The sequence below is a fragment of the Mesorhizobium maamorense genome, assembly GCF_044998965.1.
GTDB lineage: Bacteria > Pseudomonadota > Alphaproteobacteria > Rhizobiales > Rhizobiaceae > Mesorhizobium.
Genome location: NZ_CP173356.1, coordinates 3,239,818 through 3,255,743 on the forward strand (window position 1 = coordinate 3,239,818; position 15,926 = coordinate 3,255,743).

Consider the following 15,926-nt stretch of genomic DNA (forward strand, 5'->3'; position numbering starts at 1 on the left):
GGTTGCGTCCGACGATGCGTCCTTGAAACCGTTATCGCGGCGCCTCACCACCGCATCCCGCCGACAAAGTCGATGAATGCCCGTAGCGGCGCCGGGATGAGGCGGCGGCCGGGATAATAGAGGAACGGGCCGGAAAATTCCTGCCACCAGGGCTCCAGTACCGGCTCGAGCCGGCCATCGTCGAAATAGGGGCGCAGCCAGTCCTCGAACAGCGAGACGATGCCGCCGCCGGCGACCGCCACATCGAGCGCAAGCGCCATAGCCGTGCCGGTGCTGACCAGCAGCGGCCCGGTCGGCTCGACGCTCACTATCTCGCCGTCGCGCTCGAACTCCCAGGGCGGCGTCAGGCCGCTGGCGAAGCGGCCGCGCAGGCATGCGTGATCGAGGAGGTCGCGCGGATGGTCGGGCCGGCCACGCCGGTCGAGATAGACCGTTGCGGCAGCGGTGGCGAAGCGCTGCCGGCGCGGGCCGATCGGTACGGCGATCATGTCCTGCTCCAGCCGCTCGTCATAGCGGATGCCGGCATCGCAGCCGCTCGCCAGTATGTCGACGAAACTGTCCTCGGCGGTCACCTCCAGCCTTATGTCGGGATAGGCGGCAAGGAAGGGCGGCAGAAGGCGCGGCAGCACCAGTTTCGCCGCCACGACAGGCACGTTGAGCCGCAGCGTGCCGGCCGGGCGGCCGCGAAAGCCGTTGACGACATCGAGTGCTGCCTCGACCTCGCCGAGCGCGGGGCCCAGCCGCTCCAGCAGGCGTGCGCCGGCCTCGGTCGGTGCGACGCTGCGCGTGGTGCGGTTGAGGAGCCGCACGCCGAGCCCCGCCTCCAGCCGCCGCACCGTTTCGCTGAGGCTGGAGGCGCTGACGCCGCTGACCCTGGCCGCCTCGCGAAAGCCGCCGGCGCGCGCCACCGCCATGAATGCCTGGAGGTCGCCCAGATCCGCCATTGTTCGCCTTTCTGCACAGCCTGTGCCGATTGCGCCATATTATCGCGCAAGCGGGCATTGTCTATATCTGGGCCGATCCACAGGAGATTGAGACCATGACTGACATCAGCAAGGCCGGAACATTCAAGCTTGGCGACCGCATCGTGAAGCGCATGGGCTACGGCGCCATGCAATTGGCCGGACCCGGCGTGTTCGGCCCGCCGAAAGACCATGACGGTGCACTCGCCGTGCTGCGCGAGGCGGTGGCGAGCGGTATCGACCATATCGACACCAGCGATTTCTACGGTCCGCACGTCACCAACCTGATCATCCGCGAGGCGCTGCACCCCTATCCCGCCAATCTCACCATTGTCACCAAGGTCAGTGCCCGGCGCGGCGCCGATGCATCGTGGATCCCCGCAATGTCGCCGCAGGAACTGACGCAGGCCGTGCACGACAATCTCCGCAATCTGGGACTGGACACGATGGAGGTCGTCAACCTGCGCTCCATGCACGGCATACACGGCCCGGCCGAAGGCTCGCTCGAACCCCAACTGAATACGCTCGCCGAACTGCAGCGTCAGGGTCTGGTGCGCCATATCGGCTTGAGCAATGTCACATCAACCCAGATCGCGCAGGGGCGCGGCATCGTCGACATCGTTTGCGTGCAGAACCAGTACAACATCGCGCATCGCGAGGATGACGCACTGATCGACGAGCTTGCCGCGGCCGGCATCGCCTATGTGCCGTTTTTCCCGCTCGGTGGCTTCACGCCGCTGCAATCCAGCACGCTGGCCGATGTCGCGCAAAAACTCGGCGCCACGCCCATGCAGGTGGCGCTCGCCTGGCTCCTGCGTCGCGCGCCCAACATCCTGCTCATCCCCGGCACCTCGTCCATTGCGCATCTCAGGCAAAACATGGCGGCGGCGGAGCTGGAGCTGCCAGCCGACGCGCTTTCCGTGCTGAACGGGATCGCGGGCGAGACCGAGCAAGCAGCCTAAGCCGGCGCGACTAGCGCTTGCCGGGCGGCACCGCTGTCCGGCAAGATCCCGACCTCGGCGGCGGCTTGCGCAGCCGTCGCCGGCCATGGCATCTGGTCCGGTACAACGGATCGATCCGAAGCAGCATGGCTCCACGACCACCACGACCCGGCGTCAGCCTCAACCGCGCGCTGTCGAAGCTCGGCCTGTGCTCGCGCACCCAGGCCGAGCGGCTGATCGCCGAGGGCCGCGTGCGCGTCGGTGGCAAGGTCGCGCGCGATGCTTCCCTGCGCGTCGATATGAATCGCGACCGCATCGCCGTCGACGGCGAAAAAATCGTTGCCGAGCGCAAGGTCTATCTCATGCTTAACAAGCCGCGCGGGCTGGTCACGACCCGCGACGACCCGCTCGAGCGCGACACCGTCTATGCCTGTCTTGAAGGGCTTGACCTGCCTTTCGTCTCGCCGGTCGGCCGGCTGGACAAGGCGAGCGAAGGCCTGCTGCTGATGACCAACGACACGCGCTTCGCCAACCGGCTGATGGACCCGGCCTCGCACCTGCCCAAGACCTATCATGTTCAGATCGCCACGGTGCCCGACGCGGCGGTGCTGGAAGCGTTGCGCGCCGGCGCGCGTATCGACGGCGAGACCTTGAGCGCCAACTCGATCGAGCTGCTGCGCAGCGGCGGCCGCACCGCCTGGCTGGAGATCGTGCTCGACGAGGGCCGTAATCGCCACATCCGGCGCCTGCTCGCCGCCCACGGCATCGAGGTCAAGCGCCTGATCCGCGTGGCCATTGGCCGCTTGCCGCTCGGCGATCTCGCCAAGGGTATGGCGAGGCATTTGACGCCCGATGAATTGGCGCTGCTGGCGGGGTGAATAGGCGCAGGGTTGGCACTGTCGTTCGGCATATCTGAAAATCGCGCCGGCACTTCCGTCTCCTGACGGAAAGCTGTCAGGAGCCCCGGCATATAGAAGGCCGGGAGCCCAGCCGCGGCTTCGACGATCAGGGAGCCAATGCGATGAATTTCGTCTCTGTCCGCATCATCACGTCCGATGTCCAGCGCCTCGTGCGCTTCTATGGCGAGATCACCGGCATGCCGGTGACGATGTACACGGAGGATTTCGCCGAACTGGCGACGCCGGCCTGCACGCTGGCGATCGGCAGCACGCGCACCCTGATGCTGTTCGGCAGCGACATCGCCCGCCCAGCCGACAACCGCACGGCCATCATCGAATTCCGAGTCGGCGACGTCGATGCCGAATTTGCCAAGTTGGCGGAAACAATCAAGGGCGCAATTGTCCAGGAGCCTACCACCATGCCCTGGGGCAACCGCTCGCTGCTGTTCCGCGACCCCGACTGCAATCTGGTGAATTTCTTCACGCCGGTAACCGCCGAGGCGATCCGGAAGTTCGACAGCTAGGCCGCCCTACTTCCCGTTCCACTTGCGCACCACCGGCTCGCCGAGGTCATGCTCGTAGCCGAGCACGCTGATGCTGGCCGTATCGAGCACGAACAGCGCGCCGTCCTGCGGCGGCAAGTCGAGCCAGCGGGCGGTGAGCACGCGCAGGAAGTGCGCGCTGGAAAAGATCAGCGTGTCGGCGTTGGCCTCGCGCAGGCGATCGATGATCCTGTCGGCGCGGGCGCCCACATCGGCCGCCGTTTCGCCTTGCGGGCAGCCGTCGCGAAAGACGTTCCAGCCCGGCCGTTCGGCCAGGATCTCCCTGGTGGTTCGCCCTTCATAGGCGCCGTAGTCCCATTCCTGCAGGTCGTCCATCTTGATGCTTTGCGCCCCGAAGCCGGCAAGCACGCTGGTGTTGTAGGCGCGTTGCGAGGGGCTCGACCACACGGCCGAAAACGGCAGGCCTTTCAGCCGATCCGCCACACCCCGCGCGGCCGCCTCGCCGGCTGCCGTCAGCGGCATGTCGGTGCGGCCGGTGTGCTGGCCCGACAGGCTCCACGCCGTCTCGCCATGTCGGACCAGATGGATTTGAGGAAACGCGCTGCTCATGACGGGCCTTTCGAAGTTGCCGCACCTTAGAGGACGATGCGGCGAAGGGGAATCCAGCTGGCGCGAAAGTCCGGGGTGGAACGTTTGGGTGCGGTCCATGAAATGCCCACCACATTCCCTGGCCCTGATCCCCGCCGCATTGGCACAATGACTGGGCGCCGGGCATAACTATGTGTGGTCCATAGTTCACCAAGCACGATAGGTCACGATCATCATGTACAAACATCTGCTCATCGCCACCGACGGGTCGGAACTGGCCGATAAGGGCGTTGCCCACGGCCTCGGGCTGGCAAAGGGCCTCGGCGCCACCGTGACCTTCGTCACCGTCTCGGAACAATTCCCGATCTTCGCCTGGGGCGGCGCCATGGCCGGCTACGCCGCGGGCGATGAGCTGGCCGCCTATCAGGAAGAAGCCCGCAAATACGGCAAGGAGGTGCTCGACAAATGCAAGGCTTCCGCCGAGGGGCTGGGCGTGTCGGCCAAGGTCGTGCACATCGAGGACAGAAGGCCCGCCGAGGCGATCCTGGAGCTGTCGCAGACCGAACGCTGCGACCTGATTGTCATGGCCTCGCACGGCCGCCGCGGATTGGGCAGGCTGCTTCTGGGAAGCCAGACGGCGGAAGTCGTATCCTACAGCGAAATCCCGGTCCTGGTGGTGCGGTAAGCCGGGTCCGGCCAGTCGGCGCTCTGCAAGCCGCACTCAGAACGCCGCCTCGGCCACCAGATAAAATCCCAGCGCCAAGAGCCCGGCGAAGAACACTTTGCGAAAAGTCTCGACGCTCATGCGCCGGCGCAGCGCCTGGCCGACAGCCATGCCGGCGAGCGCAGGCGCCAGCGCCGCGACCGAACCCGCCAGCCCGGCCGTCGGCGAGGCCAGGGCGCCGGCCCTGAACAGCCCGATGGCCAGCGCCGCCGTCGACACGGTGAAGGACAGGCCGAGCGCCTGGATCAGCTCTTCCCTGCCCAGCCGCAGCGATTGCAGGTAGGGCACCGCCGGAATGACGAAGACGCCGGTGGCGCCGGTGACCAGACCGGTCGCCACCCCGACCAGCGGCGATAGCAAGGCCTCGTGGCGTGGCGGCGTTGAGAAGCCGGCCTTGGCGAGGCCGAGAACGGCATAGAGCATCAGTGCCACGCCGAGCGCGCCGGACGCGGCCACCGTATGCGCGCCGGTGAGCAGGCCGGCGCCCGCAACGGTGCCGATCACCACGCCGGCCATCATCGTCCATAGCCGCCTGACGAGCCCGCCGAACGAAGGACCGGTGAATAATTGCCACAGGTTGGTAGCCAGCGACGGGATCAGCAGAAGCGTGGCCGCCTCGGCCGGCGCGATGGTCACCGCCAGCAGGCCCATCGCCACCGTCGGCAGGCCCATCCCTACCACGCCCTTGACGAAGCCGGCGGCAAGGAAGACGGCGCAGATCCAGGCGACGGCGGCGGCGCTCAGCATGATGGCGTGTCCGGCAGCGGCTCAATCATGGAGCAGCATGTCGGCAGCCTCGATCCCCGCTGCCGGCCCCGCCGGTCCGGCGGCGGCGCTGCTGACAGAGGCGGATGTCATGGCGCATCCTGGCATGCCGGAATCCGAGCGCGCCACGGCCAGAAGGGCGACGGCAACCGCCAGCAGCATCGCCGCGCTTTCAGCAATGCCGAGCCCTTGCCGGTTCGATGCTGGTTTTCTCATCATGGACCTCCACCGAAACTGTTTGACGAAATTCGCCGTCACCCACAATGTGGAATTTACGGCCCCAGCCTTCGCCCGAGGCGAAGGCTGGGGCCGGAAGCGGTCGGCCGGATGCGCCGTCGATCGCGTGCGCCCGGGCTGTCTTGCGGGAGGAAAAAATGCGCTTCGACCTCGTCGATCTCCGGCTGTTCCTGCTGGTTGCCGAGCGCGGCAGCATCACCCATGGCGCCGAGCTCGCGGGCCTCGCGCTGGCCTCGGCCAGCGCCCGCATCAAGGGCATGGAGGACAGGCTCGGCGCGCCGCTGCTGGAGCGCCGCCGGCGCGGCGTGGTGCCGACCGCCGCCGGCCAGGCACTGCTGCACCACGCGCGCGCGGTGCAGAACCAGATCGAGGCGATGGCCGGCGAGCTCGGCGCCTATGCCACCGGACTGCGCGCGCGGGTCCGCCTGCTCGCCAACACGGCCGCCACCAGCGAGCTTCTGCGCGACAAGCTGCCGGCCTTTCTGGTCGCGCATCCCGGCATCGACATAGAGCTCGATGAGCGCCCCAGCCACGAGATCGCCGAGGCGGTGGCGAGCGGCGCCGCCGATCTTGGCATTGCTGCGACCTGGGCCGGCCTTTCCCATCTCGAACAGAAACCGTTCTTCGTTGACCGGCTGGTGGTGATCGCCGCGCGCAACCGCCCCGGCCTCGAAGGCCGCGCGACCGGCCTCGCCGACATTCTCGGTGAAACCTTTGTCGGCCTGAGCGCCGGCCATGCCTTGCAGGAGCACATCTCCCGCCAAGCCGCGCGCCTGGGCGGTCATCTGCATTTTCGCATCCGCGTGCCCGGCCTCGACAATGTCTGCAGGCTGGTGGCGCAGGGCGCGGGCGTCGCCATCGTGCCGGAAAGCACGGTGCGCCGCTCGGCGCCCAGCCTGCGCAGCCTGCGGCTGACGGACGACTGGGGAACCCGCCAGCTCAATCTCTGCGCCCGCCGCTTCGACACGTTGACGCCGCAGGCCAAGCTGTTGGTGACCGCGCTGGTGTGAAGCCGCCGCCACATGCTGAATTCGCGTGGAATCATGCCTTGCCTTTGAGGAATCCATGAAATAGCTTGTTTGCACATAGGCAAAAAAATTGCCTAGCTTTTTTCGTTTTATGAAAGACGGGGGACTTGCGGGAACATCTCGATCTGACCGATCGGCGGCTGGTCAAACAGCTGTCGCAGGACGCGCAGCCGGGCATCAACCGCCTTGCCGAGATTCTGGCGATCTCGGTGCCGACGGTGCGCACGCGGCTGCGCAACCTGCTCGACCGCAACCTGCTCAAGATCGTCGGGCTCCTGAACCTGACGGAGCGGCCCGAACTGATCTCGGCCATCGTCGGCATCAACGCGCAAGGGCGCGGCCGCGCCCGCGAGCTGGCGCAGCGCATTTCCGAACTGCCCTTCGTCAACTCGGCCTCGGTCGTCACCGGGCGCTTCGACATCATCGTCGACGTGACGGTGGCCGGCGACGTCGCCGATCTCTACCGCGTCACCAGCGAGTTGATCCCGGGCGCCGGCGAGCCGGGCGAGGTCGTGCGCAGCGAGACCTTCGTGGTCATGGCATCCTGCAACAAATGGGTCAGTCTGCCGGAAGGCTGCTGGTCGGACGACAGCATTCGCAAGGAGCCGGCATGAGGATAGCGGTTCTCGAGAGCCTCGGCCTGCTCAACCCGCTGCTGCATGTGCCGGACGCGCCTTTCTTCGGCGCGTTGCCCAGGCGCGGCATCGCGGTCGCCGAAACGGCGGCCCGGCACTGAGGAGACGGATTTTCGAACGGTGGCCGCCGCTGGCAACGGCGCCGCCGCGCAAAAAGCACCCTGTAGGGTAGACAACAAGACGACAAAAGGAGGAATGCCCAATGAAACCAATGAAGATTGCCAAGCTTTTCATCGCCGGCCTCGCACTGGCCGGTCTCACCGCCGCCGCCAGCGCCGGATCGCTCGACGACATCACCAAGCGCGGCGAACTGCGTGTCGCCGTGCAGACGCAGGGACCGCCCTTCTCGCTGGTCGGCGCCAATGGCGAACGCACCGGCAGTTCCGTGGAACTGGCCGAACTGATGGCCAAGGAAATGGGCGTCAAGATCACCTTCCTCGACTTCGACTGGGACGGCCTGATCCCGGCGCTGCTTTCGGGCAAGGCCGACCTTCTGGTCGCCGACATGACGCCGACGCTGGCACGCGGCATGAAGGTCGCCTTCACCACGCCTTACATGTATACGGGCAGCACCGTCTTCACCAAGGCCGACGGCAAGTTCAAGACCACCGAGGACTGCAAGGCCAAGGGCACCAAGATCGCCGTGCTGCTCGGCGCCACCGGCGAGAAGGAAGCCAAGGCCGCCTTCCCCGATGCCGACATCAAGAGCTACAAGGGCGGCGGTCCGCTGCTGCTCGACGCCGTCAACAACGGCCAGGCCGATTGCGGCGTCAACGATGTCTCGGCGGTCAAGGGCCAGTCGACGGCCTATCCGGCCGGCACCTTCACAATCATGCCGGACCTCCTCTCGAAGGAGCCGCTTGCCTTCGCCACCCGCTATGACGAGCCGGATCTCCTGATCTGGATGAACCTGTTCCTCAACCAGGTCACCATCGACGGCCGCCTGCAGAAGAACCTCGACTACTGGGTCAATTCGGAAGACTGGAAGAAAGATCACTGATTAGGAATTGGGGATTAGGGATTAGTGAGTAGCGAATTAGTGAGTAGTGGATAGGGAATTCCGGATCCGCCTGCCTACTCACTACTCACTACTCACTACTCACTATTCCCTACCCACCATTCACGCCCATGCTCGAGAATTTCAGCTTCCGCACCATCGTCGAATACCTGCCCCTGTTCGGGCAGGGCCTGGTCACGACCGTGTGGCTGTCGGCGCTGTCCTTTTTCGGCGCGCTCGCGGTCGGCATCCTGCTGTGCGCGATGAACCTGCAGCGCGGCTGGCTGTTTCGGGTGCCGGCCAAGGCCTATATCGACGCCGTACGCGCCACGCCCTTGCTGGCGCAGCTCTATTTTCTCTATTTCGGCCTGCCGCGCCTCGGTTTCGTGCTGCCCGAACTCGTCGTCGGCATCCTCGCGTTGTCACTGAACAGCGGCGCCTATGTCGCTGAAATCATTCGCGCCGGCATCCTGTCGATCCCGCGCGGCCAGGTTGAGGCCAGTGTTGCTTCGGGCATGACCTATGTCCAGCGCATGCGCCTGGTGGTCTTGCCGCAGGCGTTCAAGGTGACGATCCCGCCGCTGCTGGGACAAGCGATCGTGCTGGTCAAGGATTCGGCGCTCCTGTCGCTGATCTCGGTTGCCGAGCTGACGCGCGCCGGCCAGTTGCTCGCCTCCGACCGTTTCATGCCGGCGGAAGGATTTCTCACCATCGCCGCCTTCTACCTCATGCTCTATTACGGCCTCAAAGGGCTGGCGGTTCTCTCCGGCCGCTGGCTCGGCTCGGCGGGAGCGCGCATATGATCTGGCAGCAGTTGCAAAGCCTAGCGGGCAGCTATCCGCTGGCGCTGCGCGGCCTCGGCATGACCGTGGTGCTGTCGCTGATCAGCCTGGTGCTGGGCACCCTGCTCGGCTTCGGCCTGGGCATCTTGCGGACCGGCGGCAACCGGTTGATCTCCGGCGTGATCGGTGCCTGGGTAGACCTCATCCGGGGCACCCCGTTCCTGGTGCAGATATTCCTGATCTTCTTCATCTTGCCGGAGCTGGGCATCGAGCTCGACGCCTTCACCGCCGGCATCATCGCGCTGACCAACCTCGCCGCCTGCTTCATCTGCGAGATCGTCGCCGCCGGCATTCGTTCGGTTCCGACGGGCCAGGTCGAGGCGGCACTGGCGTCCGGCCTGTCGCGCTGGCAGCGCATGCGCCAGGTGGTGCTGCCCCAGGCGATGCGCATCGTGCTGCCGCCGCTGGTCGGGCAATATGTGCTGCTGATCAAGGATTCTTCGGTCGTGTCGGCGATCGGCCTGACCGACCTCACCCGCGTCGGCTGGCTGGTGGTGCAGCGCGTGCCGAACGGCCTGCTGGTGTTCTTCCTCGTCGGCGTCGGCTATTTCATCGTCTGCTATCCGCTGATCATGCTCGCCCGCCGGCTCGAACGGCGCATGGGTGCCGCCCATGGCGAGGTGCAGATATGACATCGAACCCAAAGGTTCTGACCACATGACCAAAACGGGCATGATCGATTTTCGCGGCGTCAACAAATGGTTCGGCCCGCTCAACGTGCTGAGGGACATCACGCTCAGCGTCGAGCCGCGCGAAGTGGTCGTCGTCTGCGGCCCGAGCGGGTCGGGCAAGAGCACGCTTATCCGCTGCATCAACGGGCTGGAGACGATCAAGGACGGCGACCTTGTCGTCGACGGCCAGCGGCTCGGCGACCCCGCCACCAACATGACGAAGCTGCGCACCGAGATCGGCTTCGTCTTCCAGTCCTTCAACCTCTACCCGCACAAGACCGCGCTCGAAAACGTCACGCTGGCGCCGATCCATGTCCGCAAGATCCCGCGCGCCGAGGCCGAGCAGGCCGGCCGCGAACTGCTGGCCAAGGTCGGGCTTGCCGACAAGGTCAACGCCTATCCTGCGCAGCTTTCAGGCGGACAGCAGCAGCGCGTGGCGATCGCCCGCTGTCTCGGCATGCGCCCCAAGATCATGCTGTTCGACGAGCCGACATCCGCGCTCGACCCCGAGATGATTTCGGAAGTGCTCGACGTCATGGTCGCGGTTGCCGAGGAAGGCATGACCATGATGGTGGTGACGCATGAGATGGGCTTTGCCCGCAAGGTCGCCCAGCGCGTGGTGTTCATGGATGCCGGCGCCATCGTCGAAAGCGGCACGCCCGACGAGTTCTTCTCGCACCCCAGGACCGATCGCAGCCGCGCCTTCCTGAGCAAGATCCTGCGGCACTGACCGGCGCCGCCGCCTTCAAGTGACCGCCAGCACCTTGCCTGTATCGTGCTGGCGCACGAAATCCACGCGGCGGCCGTCCCAGTGGTAGCTGTAGTGCCTCCCCTGGACGGGAACGGTGATTGCATCCGGCCAGAAGATGCCGATGCACTGCCCGCTTGGCATGCGCACGCTGTTCCACACCAGCCCGTCGCTGCCGGCCGCACGCAAGGCGCGGCCTTCGGCCTGCGAGGCGGTGTAGTCGTCCGGGTCGAGCGCGCCGGGCACCGCGTTGACGTTATCGAGGTCGCGATCGACGCTGCCGATCAGCACGCGGAAATCCGCGGTCCAGCCCGGCTCCTCCTTGGTGGCGCGCATAAAATTCTGGTGGTGGTGGATGGTTTCGGCCAGCGCCACCTCCTCGCTGTCGCCGGCATAGTAGATGCCGTAGCTGCCATCGGAAAACCGCCCGGGCCGCAAGGTCGAGCAATGCACGAAGGGCGCCATCACGAAACTTGCGCCGGGTCCGGACACCCGCCTTTCGGCAGGAACCTTGCCGAGGTCGCCGAGTTCCAGCCGGATGCGCGGATTGGTCTTCTCCTCGACGGCGGCCAGCGCTTCCCAATCGCGCGGGTCGGCAATGTCCTCGAAGAGGTCGATAGGCGGATGGATGGAGCGGATGATGCGGAAGGTCTGGGGCCAGTGGACGCGGCGCCGGACCGCGAGCCCACTCACCATCCACCACGCTCCGCGTCGAGCCATTCGCGCATCGCGGCAAGGTCGGAGATTTCGCCGCGCAGCATCAGGTCGAGCGCCGATTGGCCGCCGAACGTGGCATTGGGCTTGCGGATCCAGGCATAGCCGCGCGCCGGCTCGGTGAAGAGATAGCGCAAACCCTTGTGGATGCCCATCAGATGCGCCATGCGGGTGCGCAGGTCACGGTCGATCCGGCCGATGCCGCCTTCCTTCCAGCGCGCCCAGGTGCGCGCCGACATGCCGCCGAGCAGGATGCAGGCCTCGAGGTCGGTGAGGCCCCACGCCTTGAACAGATTGACCGTGGTGCGCGCCAGGGCGCCCGCCTCTTCATCCGAGATGGCGCTGCCGACCGCGGCCGGCGTGGTGACGATGGACTGAAGCTGCATTTTCTGCTCCCGCTATTGGCAGACATATAGCATGTATTTGCCAATTGGCAAGGAAACAGGACCAGAGCGGCCACCTAAAAAGGTGGCGCGGCATAACAGACCAGGGTTCCTCGCCCCCACAAAGGTGGGGGAGAGGTGGCTCGGCGAAGCCGAGACGGAGCGGGGGAATGGCGCGGCGTGGATATGCCGTGAAAACCTTCCAGCGCCGCAGCCCCCTCTCCGACCGCTTCGCCGCCACCTCTCCCCCGCTTTGCGGGGCCGAGGAACCCACGTTCTGTGAGGGCGGCTCTTGTCCGCCTACTCCGCCGCCTCATACCCCGCGATACCCTTGATCTCCAGAAAATCCTCCAGCCCGTATTCGGCGTATTCGCGGCCGTTGCCGGATTGCTTGTAGCCGCCGAAGGGCAGGCCGGCGTCCCATTGGGGATAGTTGATGTAGACGTTGCCGGAGCGCATGCGCGCCGCGACGTCGCGCGCCTTCTGGATATCCTTGGCCTGGATATAGGAGGCAAGGCCGTAGACGGTGTCGTTGGCCTGCTCGACCGCCTGCTCGACCGTGTCGTAGGGCATGATGGCCAGCACCGGCCCGAAAATCTCCTCGCGCGCGATGCGCATATCGTGGGTGACATCGGCGAACACGGTCGGCCTGACATAGTAGCCACGGTTGAGTTCGGCCGGACGGCCGGGGCCGCCCGTGACCAGCGTGGCTCCCTCGTCGATGCCGCTCTGAATCATGTCCTGGATCTTGTCGAACTGGGCCTGGCTGACGACAGGGCCGAGCTTGGTGCCGGGAGCGTCGGCCGGACCGACCACGAACTTTTCCGCCGCCGCCTTGGCGTAGGAAGTCGCCTCGTCATGACGGTCGCGTGGCACGAACATACGGGTTGGCGCGTTGCAGGACTGGCCGCTGTTGCTGAAGCAGCCGGCGACGCCCTTGGTCACCGCGGTGGCGAGGTCGACGTCCGGGAACAGGATGTTGGCCGACTTGCCGCCAAGTTCCTGGTGCACGCGCTTGACCGTGTCGGCGGCGGCCTTGGCCACCAATATGCCGGCCCGGGTGGAGCCGGTGAACGACATCATGTCGATATCGGGATGGCTGGACAGCGCCTGGCCGACGCCGGGACCGTCGCCATTGACGAGGTTGAACACGCCCTTCGGCACGCCGGCCTCGTCGAGGATCTCGGCGAAGACGATGGCGTCGAGCGGCGCGATCTCGGATGGCTTCAGCACCATGGTGCAACCGGCGGCAAGCGCCGGACCCACCTTGCAGGTGATCTGGTTCAGCGGCCAGTTCCATGGCGTGATCAGGCCGACGACGCCGATCGGCTCCTTGACGATCAGCGAGGAGCCCTTGACCTGCCGGAACTGGAAGCTCTTCAGCACTTCCGCCATCTTGGCCAGATGCGCGAGCCCGATGCCGACCTGGCTGTCGAGCGCCATCCGGCGCGGCGCGCCCATCTCGCGCGACACGGCGAGCGCAAGGTCCTGGCTGCGCTTCTTGTAGACCTCGATGACGCGGTTGAGGATGTCGAGCCGTTCCTCGACCGAGGTGAAGCCGAATGTGCCGAAGGCCCGCTTCGCGGCGGCCACCGCCTTGTCGACGTCGGCCTTGGAACCCAGCGAAATCTGCGCGAAGCTATCTTCGTTCGACGGATCGATGACATCGATCGTGTTGGGCACGACAGGATCGACCCACGCGCCATCGATGTAGAACTGCAGATTGTGTGACATGATTTCTCCTGAGGGGCGCCGCACAGCCGTCCGGCGTGATATCTGGCTAGAAATAACGATGCGCGACCGGCACTGTCAAACGCAACCCCCGAACTGGTGAGCGAGCCGCGAGCGGTTGAACCAGCCGGGCGGGCGATAGCTGGAGCAGAACGAATTACAGCAGAGTATGCCCGGCTTCGCCTAGAAGCCGTGTCGCCGCGACCCGATCGGCGGCTTTCACCAGCAGGTGATCGCCGTCGAAAGTCGAAACCACGAAAATGCCCAGCTCGTTTTCCGACAGCGGCCTGATGACCGACAACACGATGCCGGTTTCATCGAAAGCGAAAGGCCCTTGGAGCTTGAAGGCGATCCACTCGTCATCCCGCTTGACGGCATCTGGAACGCGATCCTGCAGACAGACGATCGAAAGTTCATCCTCGGTTCTGGTGATGCTGACGAAGCCTGGCCCGTCCGCCCAACCGGGAATGCTCGCTCCAGGCTCGAGCCGCGAAATCGCGTACAGCCCGGGCAGTTGCTTCAGCCTGATTTTGGCAGCCATTGTCGAACTCCGATTGCGGTCTATCCAGCGAGCCTCTTGCTCATATAAACAGTCGTACCGTTCATGAACGGCTCCTCCCGGTCGATCCTATAGCCGTGCCTCTTGTAAAGCGACACATTGGCCGCGAAGGCGCCATTGGTCAGCAGGCGAAGTTCGTTGCGGCCCGCTTCGGCCGCCTTGCGTTCAGCCCGCTCCAGCAACAGCCGGCCGATCCCCCTTCCCTGCGCATGCGGCGCCACGCAGACATTCTCGATCCAGACATGGTCGTCGGCCGGCATGGTTTCGATCACGCCGACGATTTCGCCCTCCTCGATCGCAAGGTCGAACTCATGCTCGGCAACGGCTATGTCATAGTCGGCACGCATGGGCAGCGGTTCGCGGCCGATCAGCGGCACCCATTTGGCATAGGCCAAGCGCACGATGTCCCGGATGGCGGTGGCGTCCGCCGGCCTGGCCTGCCGGAACTGGATGGAAGGATTGATGCTCATCGAGAGGCTCCAGACATGAAAAGCCCGCCGGCGGTTTCGCGGGCGGGGCTGGGAAGAACGAACCGGAATTAACGGGCCACTCCTCGTCGTCGCGCAATCATGCCGCCTCGCAGTGTACAGGTTCGGCGTCGCATGACATTGGCGCGGGGAAGAACGAACATGGCGCCAAGCTGGCGCAGCATGAGTGGCTCGTCAAGCCGACGCCAAGCCACCTTCTGGCGGTGCCCCAGCCTCTTTACCGCGCTGCCTCACCAACCCTGATTAGAGGCATGCCGTATCGGCCCTTGGCCGACGACCGCATTTTGGTCACGTAAGCCGGAAAACCGTCCTGGAAAATCGATCATTCTAACGAAAATAATTCATTGGAAAGATTAGTCGGGGAATGGCATTCCCCGGGCGAAGTCGCCTGGAGCATGACGTTGTCTTCCTTATCCCACATTGCGAACGATATTCCAAAAAGCCTGATTTCCGCCGAACCCGCGCAGCGCCGCAAGGCGCTCGACTCGACCAAGGCCGGACCCGTGCCCGGTATGATATTGGTCGCGATGATCACTGCGGTGGCCTTCTCGGCCCGCAACGTCTCCGGCTTTGCCCTGTTCAGCCCGATGATAATAGCCGTCGTCGCCGGCATGATCTACTCCAACGTGCTCGGCACGCCGGGGCACGCCAAGGCCGGCATCGCGTTTTCGCAGCGCCGGCTGCTGCGCTTCGCCATCGTGCTGCTCGGTTTCCAGCTGACGCTCGGCCAGGTGGTGTCGATCGGCGCCGGAGGTGTCGGCATCGTGGCAGCCACCCTTGGCGCCACCTTCGTCTTCACCATCACGCTCGGCCGGCTGATCGGCGTCGACGCGAAACTGGCGCAGCTGATCGCCGCCGGCACCTCGATCTGCGGTGCCTCGGCAATCGTGGCCACCAACATCGTCACCGACGCGCGCGACGAGGACGTCACCTACGCCGTCGCCTCGATCACCTTGTTCGGCACCGTCGCCATGCTCGGCTTCCCGCTGCTGGCGCCGCTGCTCGGCCTCGACCAGCATGCTTTCGGCCTGTGGGCGGGCGCCTCGATCCATGAGGTGGCGCAAGTCATCGGCGCCGGCTTCCAGAACGGCACCCAGTCGGGCGAGATCGCCACCGTCGCCAAGCTCACCCGCGTCGCCATGCTGGCGCCGATGGTCATCGCGCTGGGCCTGATGGCGCGCCGCAAGAGCAGCAGCGACCAGCAGGCGGCGCGCCCGCCCATGCCATGGTTCGTCGCCGCCTTCGTCGCCGTCGCGGCTCTGAACAGCCTTGTCGCGATACCCGCCGACGTGAAGTCGGCGATGGCACTCGCCACCACCATCATGCTGACCATGGGGCTGGCCGCCATGGGCCTGCAGGCCGATATCTCGCAGCTGCGCTCGCGCGGCCTGCGCCCGCTGGCGCTCGCCTTCTCGGCCTTCCTGTTCATCGGCGGCTTCAGCCTGATGCTGGTGAAGTTGGCCTAGGCCCCAAAGGTAGCGCTCTACGGCGCCCCCTTCTGTCCGGCAGGA

General features: G+C 65.6%; 21 protein-coding genes. 12 read left to right on the forward strand and 9 right to left on the reverse strand.

Annotated elements, in window-relative coordinates; all coding sequences use genetic code 11:
- Positions 1 to 44 precede the first annotated feature (44 nt).
- Entirely contained in the window at positions 45 to 944 is a 900-nt protein-coding gene (locus tag ACIU1A_RS16460) for a LysR family transcriptional regulator (protein WP_140516211.1), read from the reverse strand.
- Positions 945 to 1,039: 95 nt separating this feature from the next.
- On the opposite strand from ACIU1A_RS16460, the gene ACIU1A_RS16465 reads away from it, so the two are divergent.
- The 3 genes from ACIU1A_RS16465 to ACIU1A_RS16475 all read left to right on the forward strand — a co-directional run bounded on the left by ACIU1A_RS16465 (position 1,040) and on the right by ACIU1A_RS16475 (position 3,326).
- Positions 1,040 to 1,924, forward strand: a complete 885-nt coding sequence (locus tag ACIU1A_RS16465) for an aldo/keto reductase family oxidoreductase (protein ID WP_404927780.1) — start codon at positions 1,040 to 1,042, stop codon at positions 1,922 to 1,924.
- A 125-nt stretch (positions 1,925 to 2,049) separates the two neighbouring features.
- On the forward strand, positions 2,050 to 2,781 hold the full coding sequence (locus ACIU1A_RS16470; RefSeq protein WP_404927781.1) for a pseudouridine synthase: 732 nt from the start codon (positions 2,050 to 2,052) through the stop codon (positions 2,779 to 2,781).
- Between the two features lie 143 nt (positions 2,782 to 2,924).
- Positions 2,925 to 3,326, forward strand: coding sequence for a VOC family protein (locus ACIU1A_RS16475; protein WP_140516217.1), 402 nt, complete (start codon positions 2,925 to 2,927; stop codon positions 3,324 to 3,326).
- Between the two features lie 6 nt (positions 3,327 to 3,332).
- On the opposite strand, the gene ACIU1A_RS16480 is transcribed toward ACIU1A_RS16475, so the two are convergent.
- Positions 3,333 to 3,914: a histidine phosphatase family protein gene (locus tag ACIU1A_RS16480; protein WP_404927783.1), complete on the reverse strand. Its 582-nt coding sequence runs from the start codon at positions 3,912 to 3,914 to the stop codon at positions 3,333 to 3,335.
- Positions 3,915 to 4,128: 214 nt separating this feature from the next.
- Here ACIU1A_RS16480 and ACIU1A_RS16485 point away from each other — a divergent pair, with 214 nt between their 5' ends.
- Positions 4,129 to 4,578, forward strand: coding sequence for a universal stress protein (locus ACIU1A_RS16485; RefSeq protein ID WP_140552008.1), 450 nt, complete (start codon positions 4,129 to 4,131; stop codon positions 4,576 to 4,578).
- A 36-nt stretch (positions 4,579 to 4,614) separates the two neighbouring features.
- Here the strand turns inward: ACIU1A_RS16485 and ACIU1A_RS16490 are convergent, their stop codons facing one another.
- Both ACIU1A_RS16490 and ACIU1A_RS16495 read right to left on the reverse strand, forming a co-directional pair.
- A complete protein-coding gene (locus ACIU1A_RS16490; protein WP_404927784.1) occupies positions 4,615 to 5,364 on the reverse strand; it encodes a sulfite exporter TauE/SafE family protein in 750 nt (249 codons plus the stop codon).
- A gap of 21 nt (positions 5,365 to 5,385) precedes the next feature.
- Positions 5,386 to 5,601 (reverse strand): hypothetical protein, encoded by a 216-nt coding sequence (locus tag ACIU1A_RS16495; RefSeq protein ID WP_404927785.1) that lies wholly within the window; start codon positions 5,599 to 5,601, stop codon positions 5,386 to 5,388.
- Positions 5,602 to 5,756: 155 nt separating this feature from the next.
- On the opposite strand from ACIU1A_RS16495, the gene ACIU1A_RS16500 reads away from it, so the two are divergent.
- From ACIU1A_RS16500 to ACIU1A_RS16530, 7 genes are all read left to right on the forward strand, one after another.
- Positions 5,757 to 6,629: a LysR substrate-binding domain-containing protein gene (locus ACIU1A_RS16500; RefSeq protein WP_404927786.1), complete on the forward strand. Its 873-nt coding sequence runs from the start codon at positions 5,757 to 5,759 to the stop codon at positions 6,627 to 6,629.
- A gap of 125 nt (positions 6,630 to 6,754) precedes the next feature.
- Positions 6,755 to 7,261, forward strand: coding sequence for an Lrp/AsnC family transcriptional regulator (locus tag ACIU1A_RS16505; protein WP_140499160.1), 507 nt, complete (start codon positions 6,755 to 6,757; stop codon positions 7,259 to 7,261).
- Positions 7,258 to 7,383 carry a hypothetical protein gene (locus ACIU1A_RS16510; RefSeq protein ID WP_263486587.1) on the forward strand — a complete coding sequence of 42 codons (126 nt, stop codon included), beginning with the start codon at positions 7,258 to 7,260 and terminating at the stop codon, positions 7,381 to 7,383. The genes ACIU1A_RS16505 and ACIU1A_RS16510 overlap by 4 nt, the downstream gene beginning before the upstream one ends.
- Before the next feature lie 110 nt (positions 7,384 to 7,493).
- Positions 7,494 to 8,282, forward strand: coding sequence for an ABC transporter substrate-binding protein (locus ACIU1A_RS16515; RefSeq protein ID WP_140781857.1), 789 nt, complete (start codon positions 7,494 to 7,496; stop codon positions 8,280 to 8,282).
- Positions 8,283 to 8,410: 128 nt separating this feature from the next.
- Positions 8,411 to 9,082: an amino acid ABC transporter permease gene (locus ACIU1A_RS16520; RefSeq protein WP_140499162.1), complete on the forward strand. Its 672-nt coding sequence runs from the start codon at positions 8,411 to 8,413 to the stop codon at positions 9,080 to 9,082.
- A complete protein-coding gene (locus ACIU1A_RS16525; protein WP_140630521.1) occupies positions 9,079 to 9,753 on the forward strand; it encodes an amino acid ABC transporter permease in 675 nt (224 codons plus the stop codon). The genes ACIU1A_RS16520 and ACIU1A_RS16525 overlap by 4 nt, the downstream gene beginning before the upstream one ends.
- A 25-nt stretch (positions 9,754 to 9,778) precedes the next feature.
- A complete protein-coding gene (locus ACIU1A_RS16530) occupies positions 9,779 to 10,522 on the forward strand; it encodes an amino acid ABC transporter ATP-binding protein (RefSeq protein ID WP_140499166.1) in 744 nt (247 codons plus the stop codon).
- 15 nt (positions 10,523 to 10,537) lie between these two features.
- On the opposite strand, the gene ACIU1A_RS16535 is transcribed toward ACIU1A_RS16530, so the two are convergent.
- The 5 genes from ACIU1A_RS16535 to ACIU1A_RS16555 all read right to left on the reverse strand — a co-directional run bounded on the left by ACIU1A_RS16535 (position 10,538) and on the right by ACIU1A_RS16555 (position 14,397).
- Positions 10,538 to 11,236, reverse strand: a complete 699-nt coding sequence (locus tag ACIU1A_RS16535; protein ID WP_404927787.1) for an RES family NAD+ phosphorylase — start codon at positions 11,234 to 11,236, stop codon at positions 10,538 to 10,540.
- On the reverse strand, positions 11,230 to 11,640 hold the full coding sequence (locus ACIU1A_RS16540; RefSeq protein ID WP_140559857.1) for an MbcA/ParS/Xre antitoxin family protein: 411 nt from the start codon (positions 11,638 to 11,640) through the stop codon (positions 11,230 to 11,232). The genes ACIU1A_RS16535 and ACIU1A_RS16540 overlap by 7 nt, the downstream gene beginning before the upstream one ends.
- Positions 11,641 to 11,937: 297 nt before the next feature.
- The gene (locus ACIU1A_RS16545; RefSeq protein ID WP_404927788.1) at positions 11,938 to 13,371 is read right to left on the reverse strand and encodes an aldehyde dehydrogenase family protein; all 1,434 of its coding nucleotides are present in this window, start codon (positions 13,369 to 13,371) and stop codon (positions 11,938 to 11,940) included.
- 154 nt (positions 13,372 to 13,525) lie between these two features.
- The gene (locus ACIU1A_RS16550) at positions 13,526 to 13,909 is read right to left on the reverse strand and encodes an ACT domain-containing protein (RefSeq protein WP_404927789.1); all 384 of its coding nucleotides are present in this window, start codon (positions 13,907 to 13,909) and stop codon (positions 13,526 to 13,528) included.
- A gap of 20 nt (positions 13,910 to 13,929) precedes the next feature.
- Positions 13,930 to 14,397, reverse strand: a complete 468-nt coding sequence (locus ACIU1A_RS16555; protein WP_404927790.1) for a GNAT family N-acetyltransferase — start codon at positions 14,395 to 14,397, stop codon at positions 13,930 to 13,932.
- A 419-nt stretch (positions 14,398 to 14,816) separates the two neighbouring features.
- Between ACIU1A_RS16555 and ACIU1A_RS16560 the strand changes: the two genes are divergently transcribed.
- A complete protein-coding gene (locus ACIU1A_RS16560; protein WP_404927791.1) occupies positions 14,817 to 15,881 on the forward strand; it encodes a YeiH family protein in 1,065 nt (354 codons plus the stop codon).
- Positions 15,882 to 15,926: the final 45 nt, after the last annotated feature.

Coding starts and splice junctions, on each gene's coding strand:
- ACIU1A_RS16480 (WP_404927783.1), bottom strand. CDS start 3,914: ATGAGCAGCGCGTTTCCTCAAATCCATCTGGTCCGACATGGCGAGACG.
- ACIU1A_RS16555 (WP_404927790.1), bottom strand. CDS start 14,397: ATGAGCATCAATCCTTCCATCCAGTTCCGGCAGGCCAGGCCGGCGGAC.
- ACIU1A_RS16545 (WP_404927788.1), bottom strand. CDS start 13,371: ATGTCACACAATCTGCAGTTCTACATCGATGGCGCGTGGGTCGATCCT.
- ACIU1A_RS16535 (WP_404927787.1), bottom strand. CDS start 11,236: ATGGTGAGTGGGCTCGCGGTCCGGCGCCGCGTCCACTGGCCCCAGACC.
- ACIU1A_RS16510 (WP_263486587.1), top strand. CDS start 7,258: ATGAGGATAGCGGTTCTCGAGAGCCTCGGCCTGCTCAACCCGCTGCTG.
- ACIU1A_RS16540 (WP_140559857.1), bottom strand. CDS start 11,640: ATGCAGCTTCAGTCCATCGTCACCACGCCGGCCGCGGTCGGCAGCGCC.
- ACIU1A_RS16460 (WP_140516211.1), bottom strand. CDS start 944: ATGGCGGATCTGGGCGACCTCCAGGCATTCATGGCGGTGGCGCGCGCC.
- ACIU1A_RS16470 (WP_404927781.1), top strand. CDS start 2,050: ATGGCTCCACGACCACCACGACCCGGCGTCAGCCTCAACCGCGCGCTG.
- ACIU1A_RS16500 (WP_404927786.1), top strand. CDS start 5,757: ATGCGCTTCGACCTCGTCGATCTCCGGCTGTTCCTGCTGGTTGCCGAG.
- ACIU1A_RS16530 (WP_140499166.1), top strand. CDS start 9,779: ATGACCAAAACGGGCATGATCGATTTTCGCGGCGTCAACAAATGGTTC.
- ACIU1A_RS16475 (WP_140516217.1), top strand. CDS start 2,925: ATGAATTTCGTCTCTGTCCGCATCATCACGTCCGATGTCCAGCGCCTC.
- ACIU1A_RS16490 (WP_404927784.1), bottom strand. CDS start 5,364: ATGCTGAGCGCCGCCGCCGTCGCCTGGATCTGCGCCGTCTTCCTTGCC.
- ACIU1A_RS16550 (WP_404927789.1), bottom strand. CDS start 13,909: ATGGCTGCCAAAATCAGGCTGAAGCAACTGCCCGGGCTGTACGCGATT.
- ACIU1A_RS16495 (WP_404927785.1), bottom strand. CDS start 5,601: ATGATGAGAAAACCAGCATCGAACCGGCAAGGGCTCGGCATTGCTGAA.
- ACIU1A_RS16485 (WP_140552008.1), top strand. CDS start 4,129: ATGTACAAACATCTGCTCATCGCCACCGACGGGTCGGAACTGGCCGAT.
- ACIU1A_RS16465 (WP_404927780.1), top strand. CDS start 1,040: ATGACTGACATCAGCAAGGCCGGAACATTCAAGCTTGGCGACCGCATC.
- ACIU1A_RS16520 (WP_140499162.1), top strand. CDS start 8,411: ATGCTCGAGAATTTCAGCTTCCGCACCATCGTCGAATACCTGCCCCTG.
- ACIU1A_RS16525 (WP_140630521.1), top strand. CDS start 9,079: ATGATCTGGCAGCAGTTGCAAAGCCTAGCGGGCAGCTATCCGCTGGCG.
- ACIU1A_RS16515 (WP_140781857.1), top strand. CDS start 7,494: ATGAAGATTGCCAAGCTTTTCATCGCCGGCCTCGCACTGGCCGGTCTC.